Annotated in this window: 26 protein-coding genes; 13 read left to right on the top strand and 13 right to left on the bottom strand. The window is 68.0% G+C overall.

Translation table 11 applies throughout. The annotated features are described in order from the left end of the window. Together puuE and AB0L97_RS00800 are read left to right on the top strand one after the other, a co-directional pair. Complete coding sequence (gene puuE / locus AB0L97_RS00805) at positions 1-903, top strand: allantoinase PuuE (protein ID WP_364424408.1); 903 nt, start codon at positions 1-3, stop codon at positions 901-903. A gap of 207 nt (positions 904-1,110) precedes the next feature. Next, positions 1,111-1,302 carry a hypothetical protein gene (locus tag AB0L97_RS00800; protein WP_364424406.1) on the top strand — a complete coding sequence of 64 codons (192 nt, stop codon included), beginning with the start codon at positions 1,111-1,113 and terminating at the stop codon, positions 1,300-1,302. A gap of 85 nt (positions 1,303-1,387) precedes the next feature. Here AB0L97_RS00800 and AB0L97_RS00795 read toward each other — a convergent pair whose 3' ends face one another. Then, positions 1,388-1,828: a helix-turn-helix domain-containing protein gene (locus AB0L97_RS00795; protein WP_364424404.1), complete on the bottom strand. Its 441-nt coding sequence runs from the start codon at positions 1,826-1,828 to the stop codon at positions 1,388-1,390. A 72-nt stretch (positions 1,829-1,900) separates the two neighbouring features. Here AB0L97_RS00795 and AB0L97_RS00790 point away from each other — a divergent pair, with 72 nt between their 5' ends. Next, the gene (locus AB0L97_RS00790; protein ID WP_364424402.1) at positions 1,901-2,749 is read left to right on the top strand and encodes an alpha/beta fold hydrolase; all 849 of its coding nucleotides are present in this window, start codon (positions 1,901-1,903) and stop codon (positions 2,747-2,749) included. A gap of 84 nt (positions 2,750-2,833) precedes the next feature. Here AB0L97_RS00790 and AB0L97_RS00785 read toward each other — a convergent pair whose 3' ends face one another. The 3 genes from AB0L97_RS00785 to AB0L97_RS00775 form a co-directional block, all read right to left on the bottom strand. After that, positions 2,834-3,253, bottom strand: coding sequence for a hypothetical protein (locus tag AB0L97_RS00785; protein WP_364424400.1), 420 nt, complete (start codon positions 3,251-3,253; stop codon positions 2,834-2,836). Positions 3,254-3,455: 202 nt separating this feature from the next. Beyond that, positions 3,456-3,665, bottom strand: coding sequence for a DUF397 domain-containing protein (locus AB0L97_RS00780; RefSeq protein ID WP_364424398.1), 210 nt, complete (start codon positions 3,663-3,665; stop codon positions 3,456-3,458). Then, on the bottom strand, positions 3,662-4,555 hold the full coding sequence (locus AB0L97_RS00775) for a helix-turn-helix transcriptional regulator (protein WP_364424396.1): 894 nt from the start codon (positions 4,553-4,555) through the stop codon (positions 3,662-3,664). Before AB0L97_RS00775 ends, AB0L97_RS00780 begins: the two co-directional genes overlap by 4 nt. A gap of 244 nt (positions 4,556-4,799) precedes the next feature. Between AB0L97_RS00775 and AB0L97_RS00770 the strand changes: the two genes are divergently transcribed. The 7 genes from AB0L97_RS00770 to AB0L97_RS00740 all read left to right on the top strand — a co-directional run bounded on the left by AB0L97_RS00770 (position 4,800) and on the right by AB0L97_RS00740 (position 12,477). Next, positions 4,800-5,180 (top strand): hypothetical protein, encoded by a 381-nt coding sequence (locus AB0L97_RS00770; RefSeq protein ID WP_364424394.1) that lies wholly within the window; start codon positions 4,800-4,802, stop codon positions 5,178-5,180. After that, positions 5,180-5,551, top strand: a complete 372-nt coding sequence (locus AB0L97_RS00765) for a hypothetical protein (protein ID WP_364424392.1) — start codon at positions 5,180-5,182, stop codon at positions 5,549-5,551. Before AB0L97_RS00770 ends, AB0L97_RS00765 begins: the two co-directional genes overlap by 1 nt. A gap of 853 nt (positions 5,552-6,404) precedes the next feature. Further along, a complete protein-coding gene (gene aceA / locus AB0L97_RS00760) occupies positions 6,405-7,694 on the top strand; it encodes an isocitrate lyase (RefSeq protein ID WP_355071838.1) in 1,290 nt (429 codons plus the stop codon). A gap of 222 nt (positions 7,695-7,916) precedes the next feature. Beyond that, a complete protein-coding gene (locus AB0L97_RS00755; protein ID WP_355071840.1) occupies positions 7,917-8,789 on the top strand; it encodes a 3-hydroxybutyryl-CoA dehydrogenase in 873 nt (290 codons plus the stop codon). 286 nt (positions 8,790-9,075) lie between these two features. Then, positions 9,076-11,382 (top strand): 5-methyltetrahydropteroyltriglutamate--homocysteine S-methyltransferase, encoded by a 2,307-nt coding sequence (gene metE / locus AB0L97_RS00750; protein ID WP_355071842.1) that lies wholly within the window; start codon positions 9,076-9,078, stop codon positions 11,380-11,382. Between the two features lie 106 nt (positions 11,383-11,488). After that, positions 11,489-11,911, top strand: a complete 423-nt coding sequence (locus AB0L97_RS00745) for a VOC family protein (RefSeq protein ID WP_364424389.1) — start codon at positions 11,489-11,491, stop codon at positions 11,909-11,911. Continuing rightward, a complete protein-coding gene (locus AB0L97_RS00740; protein ID WP_355071845.1) occupies positions 11,911-12,477 on the top strand; it encodes a TetR/AcrR family transcriptional regulator in 567 nt (188 codons plus the stop codon). The genes AB0L97_RS00745 and AB0L97_RS00740 overlap by 1 nt, the downstream gene beginning before the upstream one ends. Here the strand turns inward: AB0L97_RS00740 and AB0L97_RS00735 are convergent. Continuing rightward, positions 12,467-13,792, bottom strand: a complete 1,326-nt coding sequence (locus AB0L97_RS00735) for a tetratricopeptide repeat protein (protein WP_364424386.1) — start codon at positions 13,790-13,792, stop codon at positions 12,467-12,469. The genes AB0L97_RS00740 and AB0L97_RS00735 overlap by 11 nt on opposite strands. A 112-nt stretch (positions 13,793-13,904) precedes the next feature. Next, the gene (locus AB0L97_RS00730) at positions 13,905-14,471 is read right to left on the bottom strand and encodes a TetR/AcrR family transcriptional regulator (RefSeq protein ID WP_364424384.1); all 567 of its coding nucleotides are present in this window, start codon (positions 14,469-14,471) and stop codon (positions 13,905-13,907) included. Positions 14,472-14,591: 120 nt separating this feature from the next. Here AB0L97_RS00730 and AB0L97_RS00725 point away from each other — a divergent pair, with 120 nt between their 5' ends. Then, on the top strand, positions 14,592-15,884 hold the full coding sequence (locus AB0L97_RS00725; protein WP_364424382.1) for a hypothetical protein: 1,293 nt from the start codon (positions 14,592-14,594) through the stop codon (positions 15,882-15,884). A gap of 121 nt (positions 15,885-16,005) precedes the next feature. Here AB0L97_RS00725 and AB0L97_RS00720 read toward each other — a convergent pair whose 3' ends face one another. Beyond that, a complete protein-coding gene (locus AB0L97_RS00720) occupies positions 16,006-17,202 on the bottom strand; it encodes an AI-2E family transporter (protein ID WP_364424380.1) in 1,197 nt (398 codons plus the stop codon). 72 nt (positions 17,203-17,274) lie between these two features. Continuing rightward, on the bottom strand, positions 17,275-18,327 hold the full coding sequence (locus AB0L97_RS00715) for an NAD(P)-dependent alcohol dehydrogenase (RefSeq protein WP_364424378.1): 1,053 nt from the start codon (positions 18,325-18,327) through the stop codon (positions 17,275-17,277). A 158-nt stretch (positions 18,328-18,485) separates the two neighbouring features. Between AB0L97_RS00715 and AB0L97_RS00710 the strand changes: the two genes are divergently transcribed. Further along, complete coding sequence (locus tag AB0L97_RS00710; protein WP_364424376.1) at positions 18,486-19,610, top strand: trypsin-like peptidase domain-containing protein; 1,125 nt, start codon at positions 18,486-18,488, stop codon at positions 19,608-19,610. A 6-nt stretch (positions 19,611-19,616) separates the two neighbouring features. On the opposite strand, the gene AB0L97_RS00705 is transcribed toward AB0L97_RS00710, so the two are convergent. Then, complete coding sequence (locus AB0L97_RS00705) at positions 19,617-20,183, bottom strand: vitamin K epoxide reductase family protein (RefSeq protein WP_355071856.1); 567 nt, start codon at positions 20,181-20,183, stop codon at positions 19,617-19,619. Beyond that, on the bottom strand, positions 20,180-20,959 hold the full coding sequence (locus tag AB0L97_RS00700; protein WP_364424374.1) for a thioredoxin domain-containing protein: 780 nt from the start codon (positions 20,957-20,959) through the stop codon (positions 20,180-20,182). The genes AB0L97_RS00705 and AB0L97_RS00700 overlap by 4 nt, the downstream gene beginning before the upstream one ends. 182 nt (positions 20,960-21,141) lie before the next feature. Between AB0L97_RS00700 and AB0L97_RS00695 the strand changes: the two genes are divergently transcribed. Next, entirely contained in the window at positions 21,142-22,017 is an 876-nt protein-coding gene (locus tag AB0L97_RS00695; protein ID WP_364424372.1) for an LLM class flavin-dependent oxidoreductase, read from the top strand. Between the two features lie 2 nt (positions 22,018-22,019). On the opposite strand, the gene AB0L97_RS00690 is transcribed toward AB0L97_RS00695, so the two are convergent. Genes AB0L97_RS00690 through AB0L97_RS00680 form a run of 3 tightly spaced genes read right to left on the bottom strand, consistent with a single transcriptional unit; the run spans position 22,020 to position 24,287 of the window. After that, positions 22,020-22,868 carry a polyphosphate kinase 2 family protein gene (locus AB0L97_RS00690; protein WP_355071859.1) on the bottom strand — a complete coding sequence of 283 codons (849 nt, stop codon included), beginning with the start codon at positions 22,866-22,868 and terminating at the stop codon, positions 22,020-22,022. Between the two features lie 34 nt (positions 22,869-22,902). Further along, on the bottom strand, positions 22,903-23,628 hold the full coding sequence (locus tag AB0L97_RS00685; protein WP_364424369.1) for an ESX secretion-associated protein EspG: 726 nt from the start codon (positions 23,626-23,628) through the stop codon (positions 22,903-22,905). Beyond that, positions 23,625-24,287: a hypothetical protein gene (locus tag AB0L97_RS00680; RefSeq protein WP_355071862.1), complete on the bottom strand. Its 663-nt coding sequence runs from the start codon at positions 24,285-24,287 to the stop codon at positions 23,625-23,627. Before AB0L97_RS00680 ends, AB0L97_RS00685 begins: the two co-directional genes overlap by 4 nt. Between the last annotated feature and the right edge of the window lie 7 nt (positions 24,288-24,294).

Raw genomic sequence — 24,294 nt, 5'->3', positions numbered from 1 at the left:
ATGAGGGACTTCGTCGGCTACGGCCCGCGTCCGCCGGACCCGCAGTGGCCGGGAGAGGCGCGGATCGCGGTCCAGTTCGTGCTCAACTACGAGGAGGGCGGCGAGAACAACGTCCTCGACGGTGACGAGTTCTCTGAGACGTTCCTGTCGGAAATGACTCCCGCCGAAGCCTTTCCGAACCGCCACATGAGCATGGAGTCGCTCTACGAGTACGGCTCACGCGCCGGGTTGTGGCGAGTGCTGCGCGTCTTCGAACGGCGCGGGTTGCCGCTGACGATCTTCGCGGTCGCCCGAGCTCTGCAACGCAACCCGGAGGCGGTGGCCGCCTTCGGCGAATTGGGCCATGAGATCGCCTGCCACGGTCTGCGCTGGAAGTCCTACCAGCTCACCGACCGCGACACCGAGCGTGCGCACATGGCCGAGGCGGTGCGCGTCCTCACCGAACTGACCGGCTCACCGCCGCTGGGCTGGTACACCGGCCGCGATTCGCCGAACACCAGAGAGCTGGTGGTCGAGCACGGCGGTTTCGCCTACGACGCCGACTCCTATGCCGACGACCTGCCCTATTGGGTGCGGGTGCTCGACCGCGACCACTTGGTGGTGCCCTACACCTTGGACACCAACGACATGCGATTCGCCTCGCCCGCCGGTTTCCCCACCGGCGAACAATTCTTCGCACACGTCCGCGACGCCTTCGACGTCCTCTACCGCGAAGGGGCGGAAGGTAATCCGAAAATGCTGTCCATCGGCCTGCACTGCCGCCTCATCGGCCGCCCCGCCCGCACCGCCGCCTTGGAACGCCTACTCGACCACATCCAGTCCTACGACCAGGTCTGGATCACCCGCCGCATCGACATAGCGCGACATTGGCGCGCGGTGCACCCACCGGTTGCATCCTTTTGAGTTCGCCCGGACCGCAACCCAGCAACGAAGTAGCCGAACCATCATATGAGCGTTGGCTTTCAGAGCCGGAAAGCGATAGGTGCGCACGCCGAGGTGAGACGCGAAAAGTGGGGGCTATCACCGGCATTCAGTCATTCATATGCTTCGTGGCGACAGTGAAGACGAGTGCCGGAACTAGTTCTCGCGTTCATGACGGCAGGAAAAAACATGACGAAGAAAATCGCGGCCACCGTGCTGGTCACCGCCGCCCTATCACTGCCGGTCATGGCCACCGCGCCCGCCGCGATAGCCGACCCGCTCAGCACTGGTTCATCCTCCGGCTCGGGCGAAACAGTGAACAATCTGATCTGCTCGATCCGTAGCTACCTCGGCATGGGCGGCTGCGTCTACCTTCCCTGACGCGTCGCGAGTGGCACATGGCTGTGGCGAAACGCGAAAAGACCTCTCGCTGATGTGCCGGTCGTCGGGCGGCTCGTGGCGGGCGTCAGAGGTCGGTGCGGGGTTCGCGTGGTCGGAGGTGGCGGGTCAGCGTCGTGAGCGCGTCGAGCACCTCGCGTAGTGCGGCCGGGTCGTTGTCGGCCAGTGCCGCTGCCACCGCGTCGTCCACGGGTGTTGCTCGTATTTCGGCGACTCGGGGTGAGGCATGGTCGGCCGCGCGGACGAGGGTGCGCCGGCGGTCGCGTGGGTCGACCGTCGAGGTGATCGCACCGGCCTCCTTGAGTCTGGCGACGGCGGTGGATACCGCGCTTTGCGGTAATCCGGTGCGGGTGGCGATCTCGCCCACGGTGCTGTCCGGGTGCTCGAGGATGTCGCTCGACACGACGAGCACGGGGCGGTGTCCGCCGCCGAGTCCCGCCGTCGGCAGCGCCTCCTCGCCGATCTTCATCAACGTCCGGCCCAGCAGGAACAGTTCGACTCCGTCCACGACGGAGAACTTTACATCAATTCAGATGCATCAGAGTTGATGTATCTGAATTGATGGATTAGCCTGGTCCGCATGAACACGATTGCCACCGGCACTCTCGAAGTCCCCGGAGCCGACCTGTACTACGAAGTTCGCGGCAGCGGCCCGATGCTCGTGATCTCGCAGAGCGGCGAGGGGGACGCGCGGCGCAGCGAAGATCTGGTCCGTCATCTGGAGCGGCGCTTCACCGTCGTCACTTACGACCGGCGCGGACTGTCCCGCAGCGTCCTTCGCGATCCGGGCGCTCCCGCCTCGGTCGCGACGCACGCCGACGATGTCTATCGCCTGCTGTCCACGTTGACCGACGAGCCCGTGGCAATGCTCGGGTGCAGCATGGGCGCGGCCATCGGATTGCATCTGGCGGTCGAGCACCCGGACCGGCTGCACACTCTCGTCGCGCACGAGCCCGTCACGCCGTGGCTGCTCGCCGCCGCCGACCGCGCCGCCCAAATGGGCGAACTCGAACACTGCGAGCGGGTGTTCGCCGAGCTCGGCTGGCAGGCAGCGCTCGCTCCGATGGTGCGGACGCTGGGGATCGATCCGGAGAGCCAGGATCGCGAACCCGGCGTCACCGCACCGCCGCTCGGCCCCGAGCGCGCCGCGAATTTCGAATATTTCCTCGGACATGACTTCGCCGCGATCCGCGCCGACCACCTCGACGTCGCGGCCTTGCGCCACTCGCCAGTGCGCGTCGTCCCGGCCTGCGGGCACACCACCCCACAGCACGTCTTCGACTACAAGGCCGCCCACGAGTTGGCGGCACTGCGCGGCGTGCCGGTGGTGGAATTTCCCGGCGGGCACAACGGGAATCTGACGCATCCGGCCGGATGGGCCGCGCGGGTCGGCGAAATCTTGTCGAACCACACGTTATTGGCGGGATAGAGCCTAGTCCGGCTCGCTACATCATTGCCGCAGACGGACTGATCCTGCGCCCAGGTCGGGGACAATGCCCATGCGCATGCCCGCTCAGCGGCCCAGCCTGCCGTACGGCACGAGATACCCGGGATCCGTTCGGCTTCGCCAACCGCGCTCGGTCGGTTCCAGCGCCCGGCCGCTGGCAGTGGGGTCCTTCGGCCACGGCTCGCTTATGTGAATCTGAATGTCGTCCTGAAGGATTCGCACCAACTCCATCGCGAAGCCCTCTGCCGTGCCGCTGCCCGACTTGGTGGGGTCGAGCGCCGCGGAGGTGCCTGCATCCGGCACTCCAATGCTCACCCAAGCTTTCGGTACCGGGCGATCGGACTGCTCGCCGAATCTCCGCCAGTCCTCGGTGTACTCGGTGCTGATCTGTGCCGATAACCCCAAGGATTCTTCGATATCAGCGGCCAGCAACCGTGCGCCTCGCACTGCTTCGTCTATACCATGCCCATCCTGCCATTCGCCCATAGGGCCGAACACTCCTCGAGAGAACACGCCCCCTTCGGATCGGCCATCTTCCGCCACGAGTGGCACAAGGCTGCGGCAAAACGCGAGAGGGGCTCTCGCTCATGTGCCACTCGTGAGCCGGAATAGTCGGGCGGGCCGAGCGGCCCGTACCTGAGAATGCATGCCAGAGTTCGGGCCGCGTGTCGGCGAGCAGGAAGCGTGCTCACTTAGAGAAAATGAATCCACCATCGGTGATAGTTGCCGTGAAGGCATCCCAATCGGAGGGTGTGAAGATCAACGCTGGCCCAGTGGAGTTCTTGGAGTCACGGACACCGACATGGGTGTTGCCCAGCCAGGCGACCTCGACACATTGGCCCCCGCTCTCACTGTGGCTGCTTTTGAACCACTTCGCCCCGGATAGGTCGGTCTTCACGCCTCGTAGCTCCTTGCTACCCGCCTCAGCAGGTCTCGCGATCTGGTTTCATCCAGCGACGACGTCCGGATGGCCGCAGCGAGTTCATAGTACTTCCGCACTTCATCCGCCTTTTCGAGGTAAACGTCCGCACTCGGGCCGCCTTCAAGGAAGACGATCGGCGGCTCCGCAGGCCTACCCTTGTGATCGACGCCGAAGTCGAGGACAACGAACTGACCGTGCAGAATGCCCCACACCATGCCAGCGGCATATGGGTGCACCCGCACGGTGACATTCGGCAGCTTGCTCATCTCGGCCAGATGCCGCAGCTGAGCCGCCATGACTCGCGGACAACCGATGACCCGGTGCAGCGCCGACTCGTGCAGCAAAACCTCCAGCTCGAGCGGGCGGGACTTGCGAGTGACGATCGCCTGCCTCTTCATCCGAAGTTCTACGCGCCGGTCGATATGTTCTGGTGCGTCATCCGCGTAGAACGCGCTGATCACCGCTCGCGCATAGGAGGCCGTTTGCAGTAGCCTTGGAATCTGCTCGTGGTAAATAACCAGTCGACGTGCAGACGCCTCGAGTCCTACGTACATGTTGAAGGTGTCGGTGAACAGACCACCGAAAGCTGTGTACCAGCCTTTGACTTGCGCTTGTTCGGCGAGTTCCACCGCGCGGCGAGTGGCCGGGGGATCCACACCGTAGATCTCGCAGAGGGCTTTGACCTCGCGGATCTTCACTTTTGCTACCTGTGCCGTTTCGATGCGGTGCAGTCCACTCTTGCTCAGTTCGGCCAGCTGCGCGGCTTGGTCGATTGTGAGCCCCTGTCCCTCGCGCGTTTCCCGGAGAAACCGCCCGAGCTGTCGCCTGGGCAGGGTTGAGGCCTCGTCTTCACCGGTCGAACTCATTGCACCCCCTGCGGATTCGGGATTGATGGAAGGCGGAGTTGGAACGCTCCGCAGCTGCGATCTGGGACCGATCCTGCGACTTGGGACGAGTTCGCTTGGGAATCCCAGATCGGCTCGATTCATTGTATCGGGCGATGGTGTGCTGAATCACAGCGTTCGGGTGCCAACCATGCCGAAACATTTTGGAACTACTGGTCATCCGGACGCCCCGAAGTCAACACATCGACGAGGTTCTGGGGGCACCATGACACATGCGCGTAGCGTCGTTTCATCACGGAACGAGGTAAGTGGAAAGCCGAAGGCCATCGGGCTCGTTCGCAACGACGTGTCCGGCCCGGACGCACTACGGCATGCCGATGCAGTGCAGCGGCATGCTCTCGCGCTCGGCTACCGATACGTCTATACGGTTCGTCCACCGGTCGATGTCGATGATCCGATCGGGTACGTGCTCGCGATCGCGGGCGGGCTAGAGATCGAGGTGATCGTTGTTTTCGATCTCGAGCATGTGGACAACCGGCCCGCGTTGGTCTGTGACGCGGGGTTCGATCTGGAAACTGTTTGCCCGCAGTGCACTTGGGCGCGGTCGGCGCAGGCTGGGCCGAGGGTCGGAGCAGGGGCGGCGTGATGAATCGACACGTGATCGTCGTTCCGCCGCGCGCCTGCGCATCCGCTGATCTCGAGGTGGCGCACCAGCAGATGCAGCGTCATCGTGCCTGCCGGATCGAGCAGTGCGCCTGGAAGTGGGTCGCCTACTGCACGTTGGTGCAGAGCGGCCGGATGGTGCCGCAGCAGTTCAGCCCGCGAGAGCGGGCTCATCGTCGCGGTATCGCCTTCCCCATCGACCACAGCGAGCGTGGACCGGCGCTCGAGGGGACGCCGGACGTGGTGACCTTTCAACAGGTGCTCGACGGGCTCGCGCGGCCGGCGCTGTCTACACCGGACGCAGACAACAGCTGCGCCGTGGAAGGCGAGCGGCCGTGGGCGTGTGGCACATAGTGCAGAGCGTTCTCGCCGTGGTCGGGGGTGGCGCGTTCGCCGCGGTCGGGATCGCGTGTGTCTGGCCGATCGCCCGGCCACGCCGTCCCGGCCCCGCGCGCGGGGCCACCCGAGCCCGTTGTTCGTTGCGGTCGGTGACCTGGCCCGAGGCGTGGACGTGTAACCGGCCGGGGCGAACATTCACGCTCGCGGACGCTCATCGCGCGATGCAGTTGCATCGTGAACACGACTGTCCCCGCAAGCGCGCCGCCTTCGCGGCATTGGTCGCGGCCGGGCGGATGACGCCGGACTCCGCGCGACGACACCGGCTATGGGGATGGTCCGAGGAATCCGACTGACGGCTTTTGGGGGCGCATGGTGGGGTGCCGAAGCGGGCATGGTCGGGTGCCGAAGCGCGCATGGCGGGCAGCTGTGGAGCGCGCATGGCGGGCGGAGAGACACGCTCCGGGTTCGGAACCGAGGAAGCCGGGCGATCGGAGCCGGTGATCGACGCGTGGCGTGGGCCACAGTGGTCCTGTGAAGGTCCTCACAGTTGGGAATGGCGGAGCCGGGATAAGGGGGCCGCTCGCCGATCGCTAACAGTACGAGCGTTACGCTAAAATCCCACGTCAGAGCTACCGGCCGGTAGATTGCACTACTGCAATTCGAGGGCAAATTTTGCAGACTTAGCAAAGAGGGCGGAAAACCTAGCTCAGATTCACACTAACAACAGGTAGACGCCTATTTCTTCATGTGCCATCGTGTGGAAGTACACCCCAAGGGCCTAGCAAGCCTGCAAATCGCCGCTCCAGCAGTACGAGCTGTTTCGTAGCTCGACCGGGCGGCAGCACCGAACGAGGAAGTGGAGTCACAGATGTCGACCACCGGCACCCCGAGGACCACCGCGGAAATCCAGAAGGATTGGGACACCAACCCGCGCTGGAAGGGCGTCACCCGTAACTACACCGCGGAGCAGGTGTCGAAGCTCCAGGGCACGGTCGTCGAGGAGGCCACCCTCGCCCGCCGCGGCTCGGAGATCCTGTGGGATCTCGTCAACAACGAGGACTACATCAACTCCCTCGGCGCTCTCACCGGCAACCAGGCGGTCCAGCAGGTCCGCGCCGGCCTGAAGGCCATCTACCTGTCGGGTTGGCAGGTCGCCGGTGACGCGAACCTGTCCGGCCACACCTACCCCGACCAGTCGCTGTACCCGGCCAACTCGGTTCCGTCCGTGGTCCGCCGCATCAACAACGCGCTGCTGCGCGCCGACGAGATCGCCAAGGTCGAGGGCGACACCTCGGTTCAGAACTGGCTGGCCCCGATCGTCGCCGACGCCGAGGCCGGCTTCGGTGGCGCGCTGAACGCCTACGAGCTGCAGAAGGCCATGATCGCCGCCGGCGCCGCCGGTGTGCACTGGGAGGACCAGCTGGCCTCCGAGAAGAAGTGCGGCCACCTGGGCGGCAAGGTGCTGATCCCCACCCAGCAGCACATCCGCACCCTGACCTCCGCGCGTCTGGCCGCCGACGTCGCCGACGTGCCGTCGGTGATCATCGCCCGCACCGACGCCGAGGCCGCCACCCTGATCACCTCGGACGTGGACGAGCGCGACCGTGAGTTCCTGGACGGCACCCGCACCCCCGAGGGCTTCTTCGGTGTGAAGAACGGCATCGAGCCCTGCATCGCGCGTGCCAAGGCCTACGCCCCCTACGCCGACCTCATCTGGATGGAGACCGGCGTGCCGGACCTCGAGGTCGCGCGCAAGTTCGCCGAGGCCGTCCGTGGCGAGTTCCCGGACCAGCTGCTGGCCTACAACTGCTCGCCGTCCTTCAACTGGAAGGCGCACCTGGACGACGCGACCATCGCGAAGTTCCAGCGTGAGCTCGGCGCGATGGGCTTCAAGTTCCAGTTCATCACCCTGGCCGGCTTCCACTCGCTCAACTACGGCATGTTCGACCTGGCCTACGGCTACGCCCGCGAGGGCATGACCGCCTTCGTCGACCTGCAGGAGCGCGAGTTCAAGGCCGCCGCCGAGCGTGGCTTCACGGCCATCAAGCACCAGCGTGAGGTCGGCGCGGGTTACTTCGACACCATCGCCACCACCGTGGACCCGAACACCTCCACCGCGGCGCTCAAGGGCTCCACCGAAGAGGGCCAGTTCCACTGAGCCGTTCGAAAAACACAACTGGTGCTCGCCAAGGGAAGTGAGGTTCCCGACGTGAAAACCGACAATCCTCTACTCCGGTAGGGGTGTACTGCCCTCCCCGCTGAACAGCCCCGGCGGGGAGGGCATCCCTATACCTTGGACCATCGAAGGGCGCGCTCACACCGGAGCGACACCTTCGCAGACCAGCCACCCCAGAGCCAGACAACCCAGCAGGAGCGGGACGTGAGCAGCGAAAAGATCCAACGCGTCGGTGTCATCGGCGCCGGCCAGATGGGCGCCGGAATCGCGGAGGTGTGTGCCAGGGCGCACGTCGACGTACTGGTGTACGAGCAGACCCGGGAACTGGCCGCGGCGGGCCGCGCGCGCATCCTGCGGTCCCTCGATCGCGGCGTGAGCAGCGGCAAGATCACCGAGCGCGAACGCGAGCAGGCCGCCTGGCGGCTGCGGTTCACCTCCGACCTCGGCGACTTCGCCGACCGTCAGCTGGCGGTCGAGGCGGTGCTCGAGGACGAGAAGGTGAAGACGAGCATCTTCGCCGAGCTCGACAAGGTCGTCACCGACCCTTCGGCCGTGCTGGCCTCCAACACTTCCTCCATCCCGATCATGAAGATCGCGGTCGCCACGGCGAACCCCGAGCGCGTGGTCGGCATGCACTTCTTCAACCCCGTCCCGGTGCTGCCGCTGGTCGAGCTGGTCACCACGCTCAAGACCAGTGAGTCGGTCTCCGCGCGGGCCGAGGCGTTCGCGGGCGACGTGCTCGGCAAGCAGGTCGTGCGCTCGGCCGACCGCTCCGGTTTCGTGGTCAACGCGCTGCTGGTGCCGTACCTGCTGTCGGCGATCCGGATGGTCGAGTCCGGCTTCGCCACCAAGGAGGACGTCGACAAGGCGATGGTGCTCGGCTGCGCCCACCCGATGGGCCCGCTGGCGCTGACCGACCTGGTCGGCCTGGACACCGTGAAGTCCATCGCCGACTCGATGTACGGCGAGTTCAAGGAGCCGCTGTACTCGGCACCGCCGCTGCTGATGCGCATGGTCGAGGCGGGACTGCTCGGCAAGAAGACCGGCGCGGGTTTCTACCAATACAACAATCGCTAGATCTCTGAAGTCTCGCGTCCGAGCGTCCGTTGCCCGCGCCCGTGGCGAAGGCGCAACGGACACTCGGACGTGAGACGGGCCGCGACCGGTAGGAAACGGCGCCGGCGAACCTCGACGCGGAGTCGACCAGAAATCGGTGTCGCCGGGCCGTTGACGGCAATCGGCATAAGCTGCACAACAGCCGGGCCATGGTGACGGCTCGGCTGGGTATCCGGAGCGCAGCGCCGGGTCGATCCGTCGATCCCGGCAAGGGCCGCGCAGGTGATCGAAAGAAGGTATCCCGCTCATGGTGAACGTGACCGACGGCTACGGGTCGAGCATCCTCGGCTATCCCAGGATCGGGCCGCACCGCGAACTCAAGCGGGCCCTGGAGGCCTACTGGCACGGTTCGCTCGACCGAGAGAAGTTGCTCGCGGTCGGCCGTGAGATCCAGGAGACCCAGTTCAACGAGCTGGCCGCTACCGGACTGACCCAGGTGCCGGGCAATACCTTCTCGTTCTACGATCACGTGCTCGACAACGCGCTGTTGTTCGGTGCGGTGCCCAAGCGGTTCGAGCCGTATCGCGAGGGCCTGCATCCGCTGGACTTCTACTTTCTGATGGCGCGCGGCCGTCCGGACCTGCCGCCGCTCGAGCTGGTCCGGTTCCTGGGTACGAACTACCACTACCGCCAGCCGGAAATGGACGCCGACACCGAGTTCTCGCTGCACCCCGAGGCGCTGCTCGACGAATTCGACCGCGCGAAGGCGGTCGACATCGAACTGCGGCCGGTGGTCCTCGGACCGGTGTCGCTGCTGCTGCTGTCCAAGGCCGGGCACATCCCCGGCGAGTCGGGCGGATTCGACACGCTGAGCCTGCTGGACAAGCTGCTGCCGGTCTACGAGGAACTGTTCGAGATCCTCGCCAAGCGCGGCGCCACCTGTGTGCAGCTGGACGAGCCCGCGTTCACCAGCGAGCGCACGCCCGCGGAACTGGCCGCGTTCGAATCGGCCTATCACCGGTTGGGCAGGGCCCCGCTGCGTCCGCGCATCCTGGTCACCGGACAGTACGGCGATTTCGGTGAGGCGCTGGCCATTCTCGCGAGCACGAACATCGAGGCGATCGGCCTCGACCTCGCCAGTCACCGGATGCGCCCGGAGGATCTGGCCGAGGTGCCCGGCATCCGCCGCAAGCGCTTGTACGCGGGCGTGATCAGCGGCCGCAACGTGTGGCGCGCCGACCGCTACGTCACGCTGGAATACCTGAACGAACTGGCGCAGGTGTGCCCGGACCTGGTCGTCTCGACCGGGACCACGCTGCTGCACGTGCCCTACGACCTGCTGGTCGAATACGACATCGAGGGGCATGTCGCCGATCGGCTCGCGTTCGCGAAACAGAAGGTGGGCGAGGTGGTCTCGCTCGCCAAGGCGCTCACCGAAGGCCCGTCGGACAAGTGGCGCAAGCGGCCGACCGAGGTGCACTTCAAGCAGAAGCACGCGGTGCGGCAACGGGTCTACGCGATCACCTCGGACATGCGCTCGCGGGAGCCCTACGAGGTGCGCCGGGAAGCCCAGCAGCGCAAGCTGAACCTGCCTCCGGTGCCTGCGACCACGCTCGGCTCCTTTCCGCAGACCGCCCGGATTCGCCAGGCGCGCTACGAGCTCGGCGAGGGCAGGTTGTCCTACGAGGAGTACCGCAAGCGGATCGAAGCCGAGATCGAGGCGACGATCCGGTTGCAGGAGGACATCGGCCTGGACGTGCTGGTGCACGGCGAGCACGAGCGCAACGACATGATCCAGTATTTCGCCGAGCTGCTCGACGGTTTCGCGACCACCCGCTTCGGCTGGGTGCAGGTGTACGGATCGCGCTGTGTGCGGCCGCCGATCATCTACGGCGACGTGTCGCGCCCGGCGCCGATGTCGGTGGAGTGGATCACCTACGCGCAGTCGCTCACCGACCGGCCGGTCAAGGGCATGGTGACCGGGCCGGTCACCATGATCGCCCGCTCGTTCGTCCGGCAGGACCAGCCGCTGCACGAGACCGCCGACCAGGTGGCGCTGGCCATCCGCGACGAAGTGGTGGACCTGGAGAAGGCGGGCATCGCGATCATCCAGGTCGACGAGCCCGCGATCCGGGAGATGCTGCCGCTGCGCCCGGAGGGGCGCGCCGAGTACCTGCGCTGGGCGATCGGCGCGTTTCGTCTGGCCACCTCGGGGGTGCAGGCGGAAACGCAGATCCACACGCACATCGGGTATTCCGGCCGCGCCGAGGTGGTCGAGGCGATCGAAGAACTCGACGCCGACGTCACCGCCATCGTCGCGACGCGCTCGATCGAATGGGTGCTGCGTGCGTTGAAGGAGGACTGCGGCTCGGGGCACGGGCTCAGCCACGGCGTCGGCCCCGGCGTGTACGAGAGCCGGTCCGCGCGTATCCCGGACATCGACGAGCTGGACGAATTGCTCACGGCGGCAGCCGAAGCGGTGACGCCGCAGCGGTTGTGGGCGAATCCGGACGGCGGCCTGAAGACCAGGCACTACTGGCAGCTCGAGCCGTCGCTGCGCAACTTGGTCGCGGCGGCGCGCCGCATCCGCAGACGGGTGGAGTCCGCCGAGTGAGCTGAGGCGGAACGCGCCGAGGGCCGTCTTCGTTCGATCGAACGGGGGCGGCCCTCGGTGTTTTCCGAGACATATTTCAGTACAGTTCGTACTGTATCGTTGAACTATGGACACCGACAACGGCTGGCCGGAGTCACTGCGCGTCGCGCAGGTCAGGATCGCCCGCCCGACCGACCGGCTCGAGGAAGTGGTGCGGTTCTACGTCGACGGGCTCGGCCTGCGCGAGCTCTACCGATTCCGCGACCACGCGGGCTACGACGGCGTGATGCTCGGATTGCCCGGGGCCGGATACCACCTGGAATTCACCACGCATGTGGACGGCAGCCCCGGCGATGCGCCGAGCCGGGAGAACCTGTTGGTGCTCTACTTCACAAGCGAGTCGCACATGTACGACGTGGCGCAGCGGCTCGGTGAGTTCGGCGTCGAGCCGGTGCCCGCCGAGAATCCGTTCTGGGCGGCCAACGGCGGCTTGACGTTTCCCGATCCGGACGGTTGGCGCGTCGTGCTGATGCCGCGACCGGTCTTCTGATGGCGGGACGAACCCGCGACGACCGCATCGACGCCGCGGTGCTCGCCGCCGCGCGGGAACTGCTCGACGAGGTGGGATACGCGGACCTGTCCATCGGGCAGGTCGCGGCCCGTGCGGGTCTGCACCGTCCCGCGATCTACCGCAGATGGCCGTCGAAGCGGCACCTGGTGGTCGACGTCGTCGCCGAAATGCTCGGCTTGCGACCGACCCCGGACACCGGCGACCTGCGCGCCGACCTGAACCGCGCCATGCGGGATCTGGTCGCGGCACTGCGTGATACGTCGCTGCACCGGGTGTTGCCCGCGCTGGTCGCGGACCTGGCGGGTGACGAGCGGTTGCGCGCCCACTTCCTGGCCACGGTCTTCGAACCGCGGCGGCGGACCACGGCGACGGCGTTGCGCTCGGCCATCGCGCGCGGCGAAGTGGACCCGGGCATCGATCCGGATTTCGTGCTGGACGCGGTCGCCGCGCCGATCTATTACCGGGCGTTGTTCGGACACTTACCGCTGACCGATGAACTCGCCGAACAGTCGGTCACGGCAGTGCTGCGCGCGATCACTCGTTGACGGCAGGCAGCGCGCTGAGCGTCGCGAGCACCTCGGTCGCGGCATTGGCCACCGCTTCGACCTCGGCCATCGCCAGCGCGGCCGCCGTGGCGGCCCGCACGCGCGGCAGCAGTGCCAAGCAGGCCGCTGCGGCGGTACGGTCGGCCGGGGCGAGCTCGGCGTCGTCCTCGGCGGCGGATTGCCATGCCGCGGTGGCGATCACCTCGTGCAACCAGTTGAGCAGCTCCAAGCGCAGCGGTTGCGGATCGCGCAGCCAGGCGCGGACATAGGTCACGTCGGTGCGCTCGTGCAGCAGGGCGCCGAGCACGACTTCGGCGGCGGGCGCGGTGACCGAGTAGATCGAACCCTGGTGCAGCACCGCGGAGTACAGGAAGACGATGCCGCGCGCCTGGTCCTCGACAGCCGCGCTGATCAGGTCGGCGAGCATGGCGGGGGCATCGCTCGCGGATCCGTGGGCGTGCGCCAGCCCGGCCCAGTCCGTCTCGCGCAGCACGGTCGCCGCGCGTTCGTGGTAGATCGGCGCGAGCGCGGCCGCCGCCCGGACGCGAGCTTCCGCGTCCGTCGAATCGAGTGCGCGCTGGAAGGCCGCCAGCGCCACGTCCGGCTCGCCGAGTTGTTCGCTGAACACCCCGATATCGAAACTGGCCCGCGCGGCCACCGCGGGATCGTCCGAACCGGCCAGGGACCGGCTCACCTCCCTGGCCCCCGGCAGATCGCCCGCCTCGCTCAGATGCTGGACGAGATCGCCCGCGACGATGAGCGACTGATCCTCCGGCCAGCCGTCGATGACGGCGCGGTAGGCGGCCTTCACGCCGTCCAGATCGTCCTCGGAGCGCAGAAGGTAGGCCAGGTTGGACAAGGCGAGCCGGGCGATGTCGCCGGGGCCCGCGTCGATCGCGTGCTGGTAGGCCGTGCGCGCCGAATCCGAGTCCCCGCGCTTGGCGCGCGAGTAGCCGAGATTGATCCACGCCCGCGGCGCCGCGTCGGGATGGCCGGATTCGGCGGCGCGCTCGTACATCGCCTCGGCTGCCGCCGTGTCGCCGCGCTCGGCCAGCAGCAGGCCCAGGTTGTAGGCCGCGCGCGGCCCGGCGTCCTCATGGCCGGAATCGACCGCGACGTGGTAGGCGCCTTCCGCGGCCGGTTTGTCACCCGCCGCGCTCAGCAGTCCGCCCAGCTCCGCGGCGGCCAGCGGCGCCCAGTTCGGATGGCCGGAGGCGATCGCGATCTGGAACGCCTCGCGCGCGGCCGCCACGTCGTTGCGCCTGCGGTGCATCTTGCCGAGGTCGAAGGCCAGGTCCGGCGGCCGCTTCAGCATTGTTCCCATTCCAGCCTCGGCACCGAGTGGTGCGGATCCTTTTCCGAGAGTTCTACATCGGCGCGCGATTCATGGCTACCCGTGGCGTGGGATAGGCCCGGTGCGAGACGGTTCAGTCGGGGCCGATCTCGGTGGCCAACGTGCGCAATCCGGCAATCAGCTCGTCGGGCGACGGCGCGTGGTCGGGATCGACCAGCCACTGGGCCATGAGACCGCCGATCAACGCGTGCAGCACCGCGCCCACGGCGCGGTCGGCCTCCGCGCCGCGGCTCGGGCCGAACAACTGCCAGAGCTGCTGGCGCGCGTGTTCCTCCGCGGTCGCCAGCTCCGCGCGTACCTCGGGGGAGTGCAGCGCCTGCGCGAGGCCTTCGATATTCGCTGACCAGAGCGGCCGGTCCTCGGTGAACGACGCGATGAGCTTGCGCCAGAAGACTTCCAGGCGCGCCGCGGGCGTAACGAGGTCGTCCTGCGGCAATGCCTCGGCGATTCGCTGCACCGCCTCCGCGCTCGATTCGATCATCGCCTGGTTGAGCAGCTTGTCCCGGGTGCCGAAGTGATAGTTGATCGCGGCCAGGTTGCTGCCGGAGGCGGCGACTATCTCGCGCACGGTCGTGCGTGCGTAGCCGCGCTCGGCCAAGCATTGCTTGGCCGCGGCGAGCAGGTCTTCGCGGGTTCCCACTCCAGCACCTTAGCAAGGGGCCATACGTGCGTTTATAACGTAAGTTTCAAACAGACGTATGTGACAAGCGTTTGAAACGTACGTATGGTGGGGTGCGTCCGCACGAGAAGGAACGAGATGATGACCGATCACCGCCCCCTGTCCCCCTTCGAAAGCAGCTACTTCGGCTCCGACACCAGAATCGGCAGCATCCCGGTGGGTGGCATGCCGCTGTTCATCGGTTCGACCGTGCAAGGCGTCCTCGACGTGTCCGCGCTGCGCCGCGTCCTCGCCGAACTGGCGGCCGCGCACCCACTACTGCGCAGCCAGGTGATCGACGCCGAAGGCGCGAAATGCTTCCGGCGCGACGAGTCCTATCGGCCGCGCTTGACGATCACCGGGGGCGGCGAGCCGGAGTACCTGGAATTGGTGAACACCCCCCAGGACTGGACCGGCGGGTTGTTCCACGCGCATCTCCTGCGCGACGGCGACCACGATCGGATCGTGCTGGTCATCCACCACGGAATCGCCGACGGCAGATCCGCTTTCGCGCTGCTCGCCGAGCTGTGGGAGCGCTACACCGCGCAGGTGACGGGCGCGCCTGCGCCACAGGCGAATCCGGATCAACGCTTGCCCGAGGCAATGGACACCGGGCTGGCGCGGATCGTCTCCGACGAGGAGGTCGCGGGCCTGCTCGACCTGATGAGCGCGGGCGTGGCCATGATGAGCCCGGATCTCGCGCCACGGCACCTGCCCGAGCTCGGCGACGGCGCGCACCGGCCGAACCGGTTGACCCTGGACCGGATCGAACTGGACGAGAGCGAGACCGCCGCGGTGATCGCCGCCGCCCGCCTCCACGGTGTCTCGGTGAACAGCTTGGTCACCGGAGCGGCGCTCGCCGCCTTCCGCGCGGAGCTGGAGCCGTCGGCGGGAGCGCTGCCGATGATCTGCGGTCACGCGGTCGACGTGCGCGCGGAACTCGTGCCGCGGCTGCCCGCGAGCACCGTACTGAACTGCGTGTCGGGAGTGGGCACCTACGCGCTCGTAGAACCGGAAGCCGATCCGATCGCGCTGGCGCATACGGTGGCGTCGGGCATGCGCGCCTCGGTCGAGCGCAGAGAAGCACTGCTGGTGATGCTCGCCGCCCAGCGGGTCACCGACCCGGTGACCGCCGCGCTGTTCTCCTCGCCGAACACCTTCGCCATCTCCAATATCGGTCGCCTGCCCGCGTTCTCGACCCCACCGGGACTGCGTATCGTCCGCGACGACGTCTTCGCCATGACGGTGGGCATGCCGCCGAAGCTGACGGTGTTCACGGTCGGCGACCGGATGACCATCCAGGTGGAGTACGACACCGCACGGCACAGCCGGTCGCAGCTGGGCGCGGTGAGCCAGGCGCTGACCCGGACGTTGGCCGCCGTTCGCGCCGCCTAGCCACGCGCCGTCGCCGGTTCCCTCCGATGGCCTGCCAGTGCAGATGCCACGACGCAAGCGGGATGGGGCGGGTACGAACTCGACAGGCCGGCGACGCCCGCGATCGGCTCCGGTCGCGGTCTCACTCCGCGGGCGGCTCGTGACGGTCGGCCAGGCGAATGGTCAACTTCCTGGCGAACTTCCGGCGGCGCTTGGGTGAGCCGGTCCGGCGATCGATGTCGGCCTCTACGTCGGCCGGGACGTCATAGCGGCGGATGTAGGCGCCGGAGAACGCCTGCACCGTCGCGGTGACCGGAATGGCGAGCAACGCGCCCGTGGCGCCGAGCAGCGCCGCGCCCGCCAGCACCGCGCCGAAGGCCACGGCGGGGTGCATGTCCAGGGTGGTCGCGGTGATGCGCGGTTGCAGCACGTAGTTCTCGAACTGCTGGTAGAGCACGATGAAGCCGAGGATCCACAGCGCCGTGCTCGGCCCGTGCACCAGACCGACGATCACCGGAAGCGCACCGGCGAGATACGTGCCGACCGTGGGGATGAACTGCGAGACCACACCGACCCACAGCGCGAGGGCGAACGCCGACGGCACGTCCAGCAGCCGCAGCATGACGTAGTGCGCGAGTGTCGAAGCGAGCGCGAGCAGTGCGCGCGAGTAGATGTAGCCGCCGGTCTTGTCCACCGCGATGTCCCAGGCGCGCAACACATGCCGCTGGCGGCGCGGCGGCAGGAGCGAGCAGACGGCGGTGCGGATCCGGGGGCCGTCGGCGGCGAAGTAGTACGTGAACAGCAGGATGCCGAGGATCTGGAAGAGCGCGCCGATCGCGGCCGTGCCGATGCCCCAGACGTTGCCCGCCAATCCGGTGAGGTAGCCCTCCAGGGTCGAGCTCCAGTCGGTGGCGTACTTCTGGATGTCCGTACTGGACAGGTCCTTGTGGAAGGTGTGATTGATCCAGTCCACGCCGCGGTCGGCGTATTCGGGGGCGTGCTGCACCAACGTGGTGACCTGCTCGACCAGCAGCGCTCCGAGCGTCCAGAAGAAGCCGACGACGAGTGCGGTCAGGACGAGGAACACCAATCCGGTCGCCGGACCACGCCGCATGCCGCGCCGCGCCAGCCAGTTCACCGCCGGTTCGATCGCGAAGGCGAGAAACAGCGAGACGAGCAGAATCGTCAGCAGACTCCGCAGTCGCTCGAGCACCCAGAAGGCCGCCAGCAACCCGGTGACCGTCGCCGCGGCGAGCAGGAACGCGCGCGGCAGCCACGGCGGCATGCCGCTTGCGGCGATGGCCGGTTGTGGCGTCTCGTCTTCGTCCTCCGCAGGCACAAGGCCAAGGTACCCACGCGACGACCGGTTCGCGCACGACACCGCGCGGCCGCACCGGTGGAGCGAGCGGGCTCACATGGTGGAGACGTCGATGACGAACCGGTAGCGCACGTCGCTGGCCACCACCCGGTCGTAGGCGCCGTCGATCTCGTCGGCGGCGATCAGCTCGATCTCGGCGCCGATGCCGTGCTCGGCGCAGAAGTTCAGCATCTCCTGCGTCTGCGCGATGCCGCCGATCATCGAGCCCGCCAGGGAGCGGCGGTACCCGGCGAGGTTGAGCGCCTTGACGCTCAGGGGCTTCTCGGGCAGGCCGAGGACCACCAGGGTGCCGTCCAGGTTCAACAGGCGCAGATAGTCGTCCATGGGCAGGTTCGCCGACACCGTGTTGAGGATCAGGTCGAACCGGCCGCGCAACTCGCGGAAGGTCTGTTTGTCGCTGGTCGCGTAGTAGTTGGTGGCCCCGAAGAGCTTGCCGTCGTCCTGTTTGCTCAGCGAGTGGCTCAGCACCGTGACCTCGGCGCCCATCGCGGCCGCGAGTTTGACCCCGACGTGGCCGAGTCCGCCCATGCCGATGATCGCGACCTTCTTGGCCGGCCCAGCGCCCCAGTGCCGCAGCGGCGAGTACAGCGTGACGCCCGCGCACAGCAGTGGCGCCGCGACGTCCAGGCCGATCCCTTCGGGGATGGCGACCACGAAGTTCTCGGTCACCACGATCTGCGTGGCGTACCCGCCGAGGGTATGGCCGCCGGGCTCCACCGCCGGATCGACCGGGGTGTTGTAGGTCATGGTCGCGCCCGCGGTGCAGTACTGCTCCTCGTCGGCGAGACAGGGCGCGCAGACCCCACAGGAATCGACCATGCAGCCGACGCCGACGCGGTCGCCGACCCGGTGCTTGGTGACCGCGGATCCGACCGCGGCGACCACGCCCGCGATCTCGTGGCCCGGCACGCAGGGGTAGCGGGTTCTGCCCCACTCGTTGCGGGCGGTGTGGATGTCGGAGTGGCAGATGCCCGCGAACTTGATGTCGATCAGCACGTCGCGTGGACCCAGGTCCCTGCGGTGGATCGTGACCTTCTCGAACGAGCCATCGGCGGTGGACAGGGCATAGGCGGCGGCAGTACTCATGAGGACATGCCTACCGTCGCATGGGTGCGGTTGCCAACTGTGACACGGAAAAGGCACGCTCACGAGCTATTTTTCCGGCGGGCTGCACGGTTCGATGATCTTCGGCGGCGCGCACCGGCGACAATGGATTCGGGAGGTTCGGCCGAGGCGGGAGAGCCATGGACGAAAAACGGCAGCAGTGGATCGGGGCGCGTCGCGCGCCCGGTGGTGGCCGGGTGTTCGTGCTGGTCGTCACCCTCATGCTCGTGGTCGCCGCGTTCCTCGGGTATCGCGGCGATCTCCCGGACCGCGACCGGCCCGGCCCCGCCGGGACGGCGGCCTCGGTCGCGTTCGTCCCGCCCGAGCCGCTCGACGCGGGACTCGTCACCGCGGTGGTGCGCCCGGCGCTGGTCAACATCAACGCCTCTGCCGAGCGATCCGGGCCAGGTGCCGCGGGCTCCGGCATCGTCCTCACCGCCGACGGCGAGGTGCTCACCAGCCACCACGTGGTCAAGGGCGCGGACACCGTGACCGTCACCGACGTGGGCAACGGCAAGGTCTACGACGCGGCGGTGCTCGGCTACGACGCCGACGCCGACATCGCCCTGCTGGACTTGGCCGCGGCCAACGCGCTGCCGACCGCGACCATCGGCAGTTCGGCCGGATTGCGGCTGCGTGAGGAGCTCTTGGCGATCGGCAACGCGGGCGGGACCGGCGGCACGCCCACCGCGGTGCACGGCCCGCTCACCGACCTGGACAGCGCGATCGTGGCGATCAACGCCGCCGATCTGTCGCGCAAGGCGCTCAACGGGATGCTCGAGGTCGCGGCGGCGGTCACGCCGGGACAGTCCGGCGGAGCCCTGGTCGATCACAAGGCGTCCGTCGTCGGCGTCATCGCGGCGGCGTCGGGCGACGGGGCGCGCACGGCCGACCACCCGGCCAACGGCTACGCGGTGCCGATCGATGCCGCGATGCGAGTGGTCCAGCAGATTCGCTCCGGCACCCCGACCGACACCGTGCACATCGGCCCAACGGCCACGCTCGGCGTGCTCGTCTCCAACGCGCTTCCGGCCGGTACCGGAGCGCGTGTGGACATGGCGATCTACGGCATGCCCGCCTATACCGCCGGTCTGGCCGCCGGGGACGTGATCACCTCGCTCGACGACCACACCGTCAGCAACGCGCAGTCGCTGCGCATCGCGCTGAACAGGCGCAAGCCCAACGAGACCGTCCGATTGGGCGTCACCGGCGCGGGCGGCGCGCGCACGGTGCCGGTGGCGCTGGTCGCGGGGCCGCCGAACTGATCCGGATCAGACCAGCGACAGCCAGTAGTCCTGGAAGCGCAGGAACACCAGCAGCAGCACGACCGCGTAGAACAGCGCGACGATCGTCCAGCGCCACTCGGCGAGCACCCCCAGCGGACCGCGCGAGCGCCCCCACAGCTGATCGGTGCACACCGCGAGCAGCGGCGTGATGATCGCCCACACCACCATGCAGTACGGGCACAGCGCGTTGATCCGGTACAGGCTCTGGAAGATCAGCCAGCAGATGAAGCCGACCCCGAGCAGGGTGCCCAGCCACAGCCCGCCCCAGACCCAGCGCGGGAAGCCGACCCCGGCTACCGACAGCACGCCGAGCGTGACGACGACCGTGAACCCGACGATGCCGATCAGCGGGTTCGGGAACCCGAAAACCGCGGCCTGATCGGTCACCATCACCGACCCGCAGGACAGGATCGGGTTGATGCTGCACGACGGCGTGTAGCCGGGATCGGTGAACAGCTTGAACCGTTCCACGGTCAGCGCCACGGCGGCCAGCCAGCCGGCCAGCCCACCGATCAACAGGACCCACGCGGCCCGGGGCCCCGCGGTGATCACTGGCCCGCGGCGGCGCTGATCACGGGTGCGAGACCGCCTGCGCCGAAGACCTGCTGGCTGGACTCGACCTTCTTGCCGTTGACGAACACCGACGGGGTCGACTGGATACCGCTGTCCAGCACTTCCTTGGTGCGGGCCTGGACGTACTTGTCGTACTTGTGGTCGGTGATGCACTGGGCGATCGCGTCGTCGGTGTAACCGGCGCTCTTGGCGATCTGGACCAGCTGATCGTCGGTCAGGCCCGCGCCGCCCTCCGGGGGCTGCTGGGCGAACATCGTCTTCAGCCAGGCCTGGTACTTCGACGGGTCGGCCTCCGCGACGCAGTAGGCGGCGTTGGCCGCGCGCGAGGAGTAGCGCGTGGTGGACGCCTTGTCCAGGAAGGCGATGATGTTGTACTCGACCACCGCGGTGCCGTTGGCCACCGCTTCCTCGAGCACCTGTCCATTGGCCGCCTCGAAGGCCTTGCACGCGGGGCACTGGAGGTCGGCGACGACCCGCACGGTGACCTTCGCGTCCGGCTTGCCGACGCGGACGGCGCCGTTGTCGGTGATCGAGGCGGGTACGGGGCCCGCATTCGCGGTGCCGGTGGCGGCGATGGACGGAGTGGGGCCGGGATCGTCCTTGTGCGCCTTCTTCACCGCGATGCCGATGCCGATCGCCGCGATCAGCGCGACGAGCACGGCGGCGACGCCCACCTGGATCAAGATCTTGCGGTTGCGGTCGGCGCGTTCCGCCGCCAGCAGCGGGTTCGACTTCCCACCCTGGTTCTTGCTCACCGTGCGCTCACCACGCCTTTCGCTCGCCGGACGGTTTCTGCCGCCACGATCGTAGATCCGCCGACCATCTCCCCGCGTGATCGGCCCACAGCCGCCATCATCGTCGGCCTACCTGAGAGATTCCGTAAAACAGGGCGTAGCGGCGCTTCGGAAGGCGCCGATACCGGCCGGGGGCAGGCGGTATGAATGGTGGGATGACTGTTCTCGGTGTTGTGTTCCGCCCGCAAAATCCCCCCGAACTGCTCCGCGAGGCGACCCGCGTGGCCGAGACGACGGGGCTGGAGGAATTGTGGCTGTGGGAGGACTGCTTTCTGGAAAGCGGGATCGCCACCGCCGCAGCCGCGCTGGCCTGGACCGAACGGCTGCGCGTCGGCATCGGGCTGTTGCCCGTACCGTTGCGCAACGTCGCGCTCACCGCCATGGAAGCGGCGACGCTGCATCGGCTGTTCCCCGACAGGCTGATCCTCGGTGTCGGGCACGGCGTCCAGAGCTGGATGGGGCAAGTCGGCGCACGCGTGGAGTCGCCGGTGACCCTGCTCGGCGAGCACCTGTCCGCGCTGCGCGCGCTACTGGCCGGTGAGCGGGTCACCACCTCGGGGCGCTACGTGCACCTCGACGCCGTCGCACTGGACTGGCCGCCCGCTCGAGCGCCGAAGATCTACGCGGGCGCGCGCGGCCCACGGTCGATCCGGCTGTCCGGCGAGCACGCCGACGGCACCCTGCTCGATTCCGTCACCGACGCCGACGGCGTACGCGCCGCCCGCACGCTGATCGATGCGGGTCGCGCCGCCGCGGGCCGCACCGACCGGCACGAGGTGATCGCGAATCTACTCGCGGTGACCGGTCCGGACGCCGAGGCTCGCCTGGCCGCCGAACGGACGCCGGAGCACGCGCCCGGCGCGGGCGTCGCCGGTGACGCGCACGCGGTCGCCGGAGCCGTCACGCGGCTGGCCGAGGCGGGCGCCGACACGGTCGTCCTGCAGACCACCGCCGACGACACCGACCCGGCCGCGTTCATCCGCTTCGTGGCGGAGGAGGTCAGGCCGCTGGTCCGCTGACGTTATGCCCGCGCCAGCCGCCGCTTCTGCTGTTCGACGTCGAAGGTCGCCGGGGGCCAGTCGAGGTCGAGCCGCTCGAGGGCCGCGATCAGCAACTCGGTGACGGCGAGGCGGGAGAACCACTTGCGGTCGGCGGGCACGACATGCCAGGGCGCGTACTCGGTGGACGTGCGGTCCAGCACCGCCTGGTACGCGTCCTGGTAAGCGGGCCAGAACGCGCGCTCGTCGATGTCGGACGGGTTGAACTTCCAGAATTTGTCCGTGCGTTCCAGCCGCTCGGCCAGACGCCGCTTCTGTTCGTCGAGCGAGACGAACATGGCCACCTTCACCAGCGAGGTGCCCTCGTCCACCAATTCCTGCTCGAACGCGTTGATCTCGTCGTAGCGCGGCTCCCACACCGTCGGCGGCACCAGATTGTGTACCCGCACCACGAGCACGTCCTCGTAATGCGAGCGATCGAACACACCGAGCTGACCCGCGCGCGGCAGTGCCTTCCGGATGCGCCACAGATAGTGATGGCGGCTCTCCTCCGGCGTCGGCACCCCGAACGCGGCGTGGTCCACGCCCTGCGGATCGACCGATCCGATGACGTGCCGGACGATGCCGCCCTTGCCCGCTGTGTCCATGCCTTGCAGGATCAGCAGCACGTTGCGCCGGTCGCCGCCGGCCCGGCCGTTGGCGTACAGCTTCTCCTGCAGATCCGACAGCACCTGGGCGCGTTCGGCGAGCAAGGGCACGCCCGCCTTCTTGCCGCCGGTGAACCCCGGCGTCCCGGAGGTGTCCAGCTCGGCTACGCGCAAGCCATCGGCTCGCATGGCCTCGGTGGGCGGCACCGTCCACAATTTCGGCATGGCTCCAACCTAACCGCGTGGCGGTTCGGCCACGTCACACTTGCGCGAGCCGCAGTAACTGGGTGGCGAATTCCTCGTCCGCCACCGGGGTGAGGATGAGATCGTGCGCGGTGGTGAGCAAGTAGCGACCGTCGCCGGTGAAGTCCAGCCAGGTGCGATGGCGGGTGGGCGGGGACATCGGGTTCTCCGGCTCCACCGTGACGGTGATGAAGCCACGCCCGTCCACCGGCTTACGCAGGGTTTGGCGGAACTTCGCCGCGCCGCGATGACCGTTGGTGACGAACGGCTCGGTGCGATCCGAATTCAGCACCGCGTCCTGCGGCTCCCGCATCGGGGCGAGCTTGCCCGGTCGCGCCGAGCCGATGATCTGCACCAAGCGTTCGCCCACGGCACGGGCGTGGCACATCTGTACGGTCACCCGGTCCGGTGTGGCGACCAGGATGCCCGCGTGGTTGTGCACCACCGCGGCGAACGCGAGGATCCGTTCGGTCTCGGACCCGCTGCCGTTGCGCGAGAGCGCCGAACGCTCGCCCGAGACGGTGATGGTGGTCGCGTCGTTGCGCGCGCAGAGCACCAGCGCGGCGGCGAGATCAGGATCGGCTTGGCGGGCGAAGCGCTGCGGCAGATGGAGGGCGTGGTACTCCGACTCGGTCCGCGCGGTGGCCGAAGGGACCATGTTGACCGGGTAGGGCCTACGGTCCAGGCTCGTTTCATTCGTCCAGACATGCGTGAACTCGTCCGGGGTGAGCACCCATTTCACCGTGCGCCGCCTCCGCGCGCGGAATCCGGATCGCCGGGTGCGTTGTCGGCCGCCGAACCTTCCTGCGGCCGGGGGAATCGGGGAACGCGGTCGCCGGTGGCGGGCATCGTCGGGGTGTAGACGTAAGTCATCGTGTCCCGGACATCCGCTTCGATGTCTGCCGCCGCACTATCGTGTTCCATCCTACGTTTTCCACCGTAAACCGCTTCTGCGGCCGGGTCCGCCAGCGGCCGATACCGCTGCGGCGGCGCGATCGCGCCCCGGACCGTCTGCGCGGCATCGCTATTCAACTCCATCAGCCGAGCGACCGCCCGGCACACGTCGTGCGTATCCCCGCCCGCGCGGACGAACTGCCTGGTCGCGCTCACCGCGGCGTCGGCTGCCCGGCCCGACCAGCGCGCGAATTCCCGGTTGGTGGCATCGGAGAAGGCTTGGAACGCTTCGGCCACCGCGGTCGCGTTGGCCTGCCATGCCGCGGCGATCCGGCCCAATGCGGCCGGATCGAGCGCTTCGTGCACCAGCTCCCAGATCTGCTGGTGGGTGTAGGCGCCGAACAGTTCCCGATCCGGCGCGTAGGCGGGATCGGTTGCGTCGTCGGTGAATCCGGCCAGTTCCTGCCGGATGCCGTCGGCGGCGGCGCGTGCCGTGGAGTCTGCCATCCGTCGT

Source organism: Nocardia sp. NPDC051911 (assembly GCF_040681035.1).
Taxonomy (GTDB): Bacteria; Actinomycetota; Actinomycetes; order Mycobacteriales; family Mycobacteriaceae; genus Nocardia; species Nocardia sichangensis.
Note: the sequence above shows the minus strand (reverse complement) of the source record. Positions and strands in the feature narration are given on the sequence as shown.

Coding starts and splice junctions, on each gene's coding strand:
- AB0L97_RS00695 (WP_364424372.1), top strand. CDS start 21,142: ATGAATGGTGGGATGACTGTTCTCGGTGTTGTGTTCCGCCCGCAAAAT.
- AB0L97_RS00710 (WP_364424376.1), top strand. CDS start 18,486: ATGGACGAAAAACGGCAGCAGTGGATCGGGGCGCGTCGCGCGCCCGGT.
- AB0L97_RS00770 (WP_364424394.1), top strand. CDS start 4,800: ATGACACATGCGCGTAGCGTCGTTTCATCACGGAACGAGGTAAGTGGA.
- AB0L97_RS00740 (WP_355071845.1), top strand. CDS start 11,911: ATGGCGGGACGAACCCGCGACGACCGCATCGACGCCGCGGTGCTCGCC.
- AB0L97_RS00765 (WP_364424392.1), top strand. CDS start 5,180: ATGAATCGACACGTGATCGTCGTTCCGCCGCGCGCCTGCGCATCCGCT.
- AB0L97_RS00735 (WP_364424386.1), bottom strand. CDS start 13,792: ATGCTGAAGCGGCCGCCGGACCTGGCCTTCGACCTCGGCAAGATGCAC.
- AB0L97_RS00725 (WP_364424382.1), top strand. CDS start 14,592: ATGACCGATCACCGCCCCCTGTCCCCCTTCGAAAGCAGCTACTTCGGC.
- AB0L97_RS00775 (WP_364424396.1), bottom strand. CDS start 4,555: ATGAGTTCGACCGGTGAAGACGAGGCCTCAACCCTGCCCAGGCGACAG.
- AB0L97_RS00715 (WP_364424378.1), bottom strand. CDS start 18,327: ATGAGTACTGCCGCCGCCTATGCCCTGTCCACCGCCGATGGCTCGTTC.
- AB0L97_RS00790 (WP_364424402.1), top strand. CDS start 1,901: ATGAACACGATTGCCACCGGCACTCTCGAAGTCCCCGGAGCCGACCTG.
- AB0L97_RS00785 (WP_364424400.1), bottom strand. CDS start 3,253: ATGGGCGAATGGCAGGATGGGCATGGTATAGACGAAGCAGTGCGAGGC.
- AB0L97_RS00690 (WP_355071859.1), bottom strand. CDS start 22,868: ATGCCGAAATTGTGGACGGTGCCGCCCACCGAGGCCATGCGAGCCGAT.
- AB0L97_RS00800 (WP_364424406.1), top strand. CDS start 1,111: ATGACGAAGAAAATCGCGGCCACCGTGCTGGTCACCGCCGCCCTATCA.
- AB0L97_RS00745 (WP_364424389.1), top strand. CDS start 11,489: ATGGACACCGACAACGGCTGGCCGGAGTCACTGCGCGTCGCGCAGGTC.
- AB0L97_RS00680 (WP_355071862.1), bottom strand. CDS start 24,287: ATGGCAGACTCCACGGCACGCGCCGCCGCCGACGGCATCCGGCAGGAA.
- metE (WP_355071842.1), top strand. CDS start 9,076: ATGGTGAACGTGACCGACGGCTACGGGTCGAGCATCCTCGGCTATCCC.
- puuE (WP_364424408.1), top strand. CDS start 1: ATGAGGGACTTCGTCGGCTACGGCCCGCGTCCGCCGGACCCGCAGTGG.
- aceA (WP_355071838.1), top strand. CDS start 6,405: ATGTCGACCACCGGCACCCCGAGGACCACCGCGGAAATCCAGAAGGAT.